Annotated in this window: 4 protein-coding genes; 3 read left to right on the top strand and 1 reads right to left on the bottom strand. The window is 44.2% G+C overall.

The annotated features are described in order from the left end of the window. Positions 1 to 96: 96 nt before the first annotated feature. On the bottom strand, positions 97 to 606 hold the full coding sequence (locus A2W93_08345; protein OFY55617.1) for a hypothetical protein: 510 nt from the start codon (positions 604 to 606) through the stop codon (positions 97 to 99). 36 nt (positions 607 to 642) lie between these two features. Here A2W93_08345 and A2W93_08350 point away from each other — a divergent pair, with 36 nt between their 5' ends. From A2W93_08350 to A2W93_08360, 3 genes are all read left to right on the top strand, one after another. Continuing rightward, positions 643 to 1635, top strand: a complete 993-nt coding sequence (locus A2W93_08350; GenBank protein OFY55618.1) for an acyl transferase — start codon at positions 643 to 645, stop codon at positions 1633 to 1635. A 111-nt stretch (positions 1636 to 1746) separates the two neighbouring features. Next, complete coding sequence (locus A2W93_08355; GenBank protein ID OFY55619.1) at positions 1747 to 3891, top strand: hypothetical protein; 2145 nt, start codon at positions 1747 to 1749, stop codon at positions 3889 to 3891. 131 nt (positions 3892 to 4022) lie between these two features. Then, complete coding sequence (locus A2W93_08360; GenBank protein ID OFY55620.1) at positions 4023 to 6032, top strand: urocanate hydratase; 2010 nt, start codon at positions 4023 to 4025, stop codon at positions 6030 to 6032. Positions 6033 to 6272 lie beyond the last annotated feature (240 nt).

Here is a 6272-nt window from a genome sequence, read left to right on the forward strand (position 1 = left end):
CAGACGTTGCAAGGTGACAAGGGTAACACCGTATTAGGCGTAAGGCGTAAGGCATTAGGCATTGGATCGCATGCCCTATGCCGCATGCCGCCAGAGTTAAGGCAAATCCAGCGTTATTGCAGGTGTCTCAATCGTATTGCTCTCATGCAGCGCACGGTCAACCATGTAAGCTTTCATTTTAATAACATCGCTGCTTAAAACCAGCGAAAGTATATTCAGATCTATCTCTATTGTAATATCTCCCATCAAATCTTTATCGATATGTTCGGGATTAACATCAGGAATACGGCTGTTGTACGGGGTTGTAATTTCTTGAAAATCACCATCAATTTTTTGAGAAAAAGTGATAAAGAAATTGTAATAATACGTGCTACCCGGATTGTAAGGAGCCAGCGTATCTGTTTGCGAAAGCCCTACATCGCCGTCTCCGTCAGTGAATTCGATGGTCAGAAACCCAATGCTGTCATGCCCGGCAATACTTTTTACCGTAGTGAAACTTTTGTATTTAATTGCAGGCTCCAGCGGATATTCACGCTGCTCAATGCAACTGTAAAGCGCAACCCCTATGATAGCTGCAAGCAGGAATATTTGTAACTTTGAACGCACGTTGAAAAAATTTGCACTAAGGTACAAAAAATAACGATGACCGGCCTGGAAAAATTGTCTTCGGATATCTTCAGGATTCAAACCCAAAAGGAATTTGAACAGGCTGCGCTTGAACTTTTTTCATGGCATCAAATGCACAACGACGTCTACAAAACCTTTTGCAAAAGCATCGGAAAAACGACGGAAAACGTTCACTCTGTTCACGAAATTCCATTTCTTCCGGTCAATCTTTTTCGCTATAATAAAATTCTGCCGGACAATTGTACCGCAGATTTATTTTTTGAAACCAGTGGAACAACTGCAACCGAAACCGGACGTCACTATATCGCAGATCCTGCGCTTTATCTGGCCTCCGCAATGAAATGCTTCGAGCGTTTTTATGGCAACATCGAAGATTATGTGGTGCTTGCCTTGCTACCAGGATACCTCGAACGACAGCATTCATCGCTGGTGTATATGGTCGATCACTGGATAAAACAAAGCAATAAAAGCGAATCCGGTTTTTATTTGTACGATCAAGAAAAGCTTTTCGCAACGCTGAATTCACTGCAAAATAAAAAGCTAAAAACCATTCTGATCGGTGTCACTCATGCGCTGACTGATTTTGCTGAAAAATATTCTTTGCAATTTCCTGAACTGATTGTGATGGAAACCGGCGGTATGAAAGGCCGGCGCAAAGAACTTTCGAGAGCTGAATTACATGCATTATTGAAAAATTCATTTGGCGTTCCGTCCATTCACAGCGAATACGGCATGACAGAGTTGCTTAGTCAAGCCTATTCAAAAGCAGATGGAAGCTTTCGATGTCCGCCCTGGATGCGGGTTCTGCTGCGCGATATCAACGACCCATTGTCGCCTCCGCAAAATAAAACAAGCGGTGCCATCAACATCATCGACCTTGCAAACATGTATTCATGCCCGTTTCTGGCAACCGACGACAGCGGGATCCTGCATGAAGACGGGTCATTCAAAATCACCGGCAGAGTAGATTTCAGCGTTATTCGTGGATGCAGTACAATGATCTGTTAATAAAACAACAAAAAACTCATTTGATTGATGTTTTTTACTCTTCTATCTTAAAATAACATGGATTTTTACATTAATGTTCATATATTTGTAACGAATTAAAAATAATACACTATGAAGAAAATTTTACTTCTGCTATTTGCAGCAATTACCTGGGCTAATGCTAATGCTCAGGTTTATCAGTACCTGACTCCTTATGATACCATTGTAAATTATGGAGACACGCTCAATTACAGCATTCCTGTTACGCCAGGAATTTGGGGCGATGCAGAGTTATGCCTGATTTATCAGATTGATAACGGAGACAATGCTGAATATATGGAAGTGTTTTCATCTAATTGGACAAACATTGGCCAAACTCCCAGCAACGGCAACGACTGCACCCCGGATTCTTTTAAAATCATGATCCCCGCTGATTCTATTATAGCATGGACATCGGGCGGAAATGTTCATTTTCAGCTACTGCCTTCAAGCGAAGTTGACATGTTCTGTATTGCAAACCATGCTCGTTTGCGCCTGAGTTATAATTATTGCACCTTCGGCGTCCCGGTTGCACTTGCAGAAATCTCTATGGGTGACACTTCATTTTGCCCTTATGTGGAAACAATTACGTTATCAGGAACACCAGCAGGTGGAACATTTTCTGGTCCCGGGGTATCCGGAAGCTCTTTTAATCCATCTGGACTTGCACCAGGATTTTACGAAATAAGCTATCAGGCAACTGACGGAATCGGCTGTGTTACTATTGACCATCAAAGCGTAACTATTGAGGCTATTCCAATCATATCCGACACAACAGTGTGTCCAAATACCGTTGCCAATCTACATCTTGCTTATCCTAACTATGCATATTGGTTCACAAATCCACTATCAAGCCCCATTGACTCAGGAAGTAATTTTCTAACCCCAGCTCTATCTCAAACCACGACTTATTATGTTCAGAACTCTGTTTCAGAAGATTACTTCATGGTGACTTCATTTGCAGACACTGCAGCAGTTTTGGTCGATTTCGATGCGCTTATTGGTGACGATAGAGGTGGTATCGCTGTAACTCCTGATCATGTATATTTTCTGGCTGATGATGGAATTGGCCGATTCAATCATGATCTCGATCCAGCAACGGGGACATTTTTCAATCTCAATGACGGATTATTCAGTGATCTAAAATCAGGAAAGCTGTTGTCACTTTGGGACGGAAACAGCAACACCAACGGAGGCACTTATTATGTCAATTCGTTCCAATCTCTGGATTCAAATATGAATGTTATTGAGACTCTGACTTTACAGACGACAATTACTATGGGATATGGATCCGATTACAGCGGCATTTATGCCGGATACGGATTCACCGTTCTATATTCGGGAATCAATGGACACTTCTATGTTGTGAACAACGCCACCGGGAGCGTAAATGATCTTGGTGACTCTTATTCTGCCGATACATACGGTACGGAAAACTGGGCCGACTGGGGCATTGCCGAATATGACGGAAATGATTACCATGTTGTTTATCGCGATTACAATAGTTCTAATCTGATGAGATTGAATCTGACAAACGGTGATCTTGACACCGCTGCTGTATTTTCAGATCTGAGTGATTGTTCAACAATCACGTATTCTCCATGGGATAACAGATGGTACCTGCATTTCGAAGGTGGTAGCCAGTGGAGCGGATCAAGCGAAACCGGCGTATATCTCAATGCGACGGACTCAATACACCAAAATCCTGGTTTTCCTTTCGGTTGCTATGCCGAAGTAAATGCATTTGTAAATGTAATTGACCTTGGACCAAGCGACACTACGATTTGCATAAATGAATCCGTGGCTCTGTATGCCGGAATAGGCTATGAATCTTATACGTGGAACGGTGTAAACAACAACTGGAATGTTTACGTTACAAACACGGCCGGAGTCTATACCGTTGAGGTTGTCGACTCATTTGGTTGTACGCTGACAGATCAGATTACCGTCATTGTTGACAGCTGCACTGGCATAAATGATCCGGATGCGAATCTCATCAACATTTATCCAAACCCGGCAAATGACTTTGTCAATATTGAAATTCCTTCCGGCATTCTCGAAGGAAACTCAACCATTGCCATTGCCGATGCTCAGGGACGTATTGTTCTGAAGGAAATTGTCAGTGCTGAAAATGGCTACAATTACCAGCTCAATGTACAGTCACTTGACAAAGGATTGTATCAACTAATAATCACCAGCGAAACAAAACAGTTCGCATACCGACTTATCAGACAATAATTTTTTTCTTATTCAATTGAAAGGCTGCCCTTCCCTGGCAGCCTTTTTTTGTCCATTATATAACCATTCATTTAAAGTCTTGAAATCTCTCGATTGTTTTTTCTAATTTTGTCCATCCAAAATATTGCGCTATGACCCCCGAAGAATTCAAAAAAGCAATCATGGCAGGCATTCCAGATGAATTGCCTGCTCCGAAACCGTATAACCCCAATGCCAATCACGCCCCAAAGCGTAAGGACATTCTTACTAAAAAAGAAAAACAATTAGCCATCCGCAACGCGCTGCGCTATTTTCCCGAAAGCTGGCATGCCACACTGGCTCCCGAATTTGCCGAAGAACTCAAAAAATACGGTCGTGTTTATATGTATCGTTTCATGCCTGATTATCCGATGTTTGCCCGCCCGGTGAGCGAGTATCCGGCACAATCGCGTCAGGCAGCAGCTATTATGCTCATGATTCAGAACAACCTTGATCCCGCGGTGGCACAGCATCCCGAAGAACTTATTACCTACGGCGGAAACGGTGCAGTTTTTATGAACTGGGCTCAGTATCTGCTCACCATGCAGTATCTGGCCACCATGACCGACGAACAAACGTTGACCATGTACAGCGGACATCCGATGGGCTTGTATCCAAGTCATAAAGATGCTCCCCGCGTGGTGGTCACCAACGGTATGGTGATTCCGAATTACAGCTCGCGCGACGACTATGAACGCATGAATGCTATGGGCGTGTCGCAGTATGGACAAATGACCGCCGGATCGTATATGTACATTGGACCACAGGGAATTGTTCACGGCACTACCATTACTGTACTCAATGCTGGCCGCATGAAAGCTGCCAAAGGCGAAGGTCTGGGCGGAATGATTTTCGTAAGTTCAGGACTTGGCGGAATGTCAGGCGCTCAACCCAAAGCCGCTAAAATCGCAGGCGTAGTGGGCATTGTAGCAGAAGTGAATCCTGCTGCTGCATATAAAAGATACGATCAGGGCTGGGTCGATGAAATATTCTCCGATCTCAATGCCCTCACCAAACGTACTGCCGAAGCGGTAAAAAACAAAGAAGCTCTTTCAATTGCCTACGTCGGAAATATTGTAGATCTGTGGGAACATCTGTACAAAGAAAATATTTTTGTTCACATCGGATCCGATCAGACCTCGCTCCACAACCCGTTTGCAGGCGGATATTATCCTGCCGGAATGAGCTTTGAAGAATCAAATATCATGATGGCGGAACAGCCGGAATTGTTCAAAGAAAAAGTATATGAAAGTCTGCGACGTCAGGCCGACATTATCAATAAGCACAGTGAACGCGGAACGTATTTCTTCGATTATGGAAATGCATTCCTGCTTGAAGCTTCGCGTGCAGGCGCCAATATTATGAAAGAAGATGGCACTTTCCGCTATCCGAGCTACGTTCAGGACATCATGGGCCCAATGTGTTTCGATTTCGGATTCGGTCCTTTCCGCTGGGTATGTACCTCGGGCAAGCCAGAAGACCTGGAATTATCGGACAACATTGCAGCCGAAGTGCTCGAAAAAATGGCAGCCACTTCGCCCGACGAAATCAGCCAGCAGATGAAAGACAATATTCACTGGATACGCGAAGCGCAGAAAAACAAACTCGTCGTCGGCTCGCAGGCCCGCATTCTGTATGCCGATGCCGAAGGCCGGATCAATATTGCCGAAGCATTCAACAACGCCATTAAAGAAGGGAAAATTTCGGCACCCATTGTTCTCGGTCGCGACCACCACGATGTATCGGGCACTGACAGCCCTTTTCGCGAAACTTCCAATATTTATGACGGTTCCAGTTTTACTGCCGATATGGCTGTGCAAAATTTCGTAGGCGACGGATTTCGTGGCGCTACCTGGATTTCGCTGCACAATGGCGGGGGTGTTGGCTGGGGTGAAGTCATCAATGGTGGTTTCGGCATGTTGCTCGATGGCAGTGCTGATGCCGATCGCCGATTGAAGTCCATGCTTTTATGGGATGTAAATAATGGCATCTCGCGCCGCAACTGGGCCCGCAATCCGAACGCCACATTCGCCATCAAACGAGCCATGGAAGCCAATCCCGGATTGACCGTTACTCTGCCGAACCTCGTCAGCGACGATCTGCTGAATAAGCTGGATTTTTAGACGCGGAATTTGATTTTGCCACGAAGGCACGAAATTGAATCATGAACAAGGAACAAGGTAATTTGAAGTAAGAAGAAAGTTTTAATTAAGTACACTTCGAAATTCTCACTTCCTTGTTCTATATTCAGTGTTCAAAAGAGCCGGGAACTCCTATGAATAAAACTCCCTTTGTTAGTTGTTGCAGAGCCTATTGAAAATATTTCCTCAAAGCAAGGGCAGTGAATAATACTACCCCTGGCT

The organism is Bacteroidetes bacterium GWF2_43_63 (genome assembly GCA_001769275.1).
Classification (GTDB): Bacteria; Bacteroidota; Bacteroidia; order Bacteroidales; family DTU049; genus GWF2-43-63.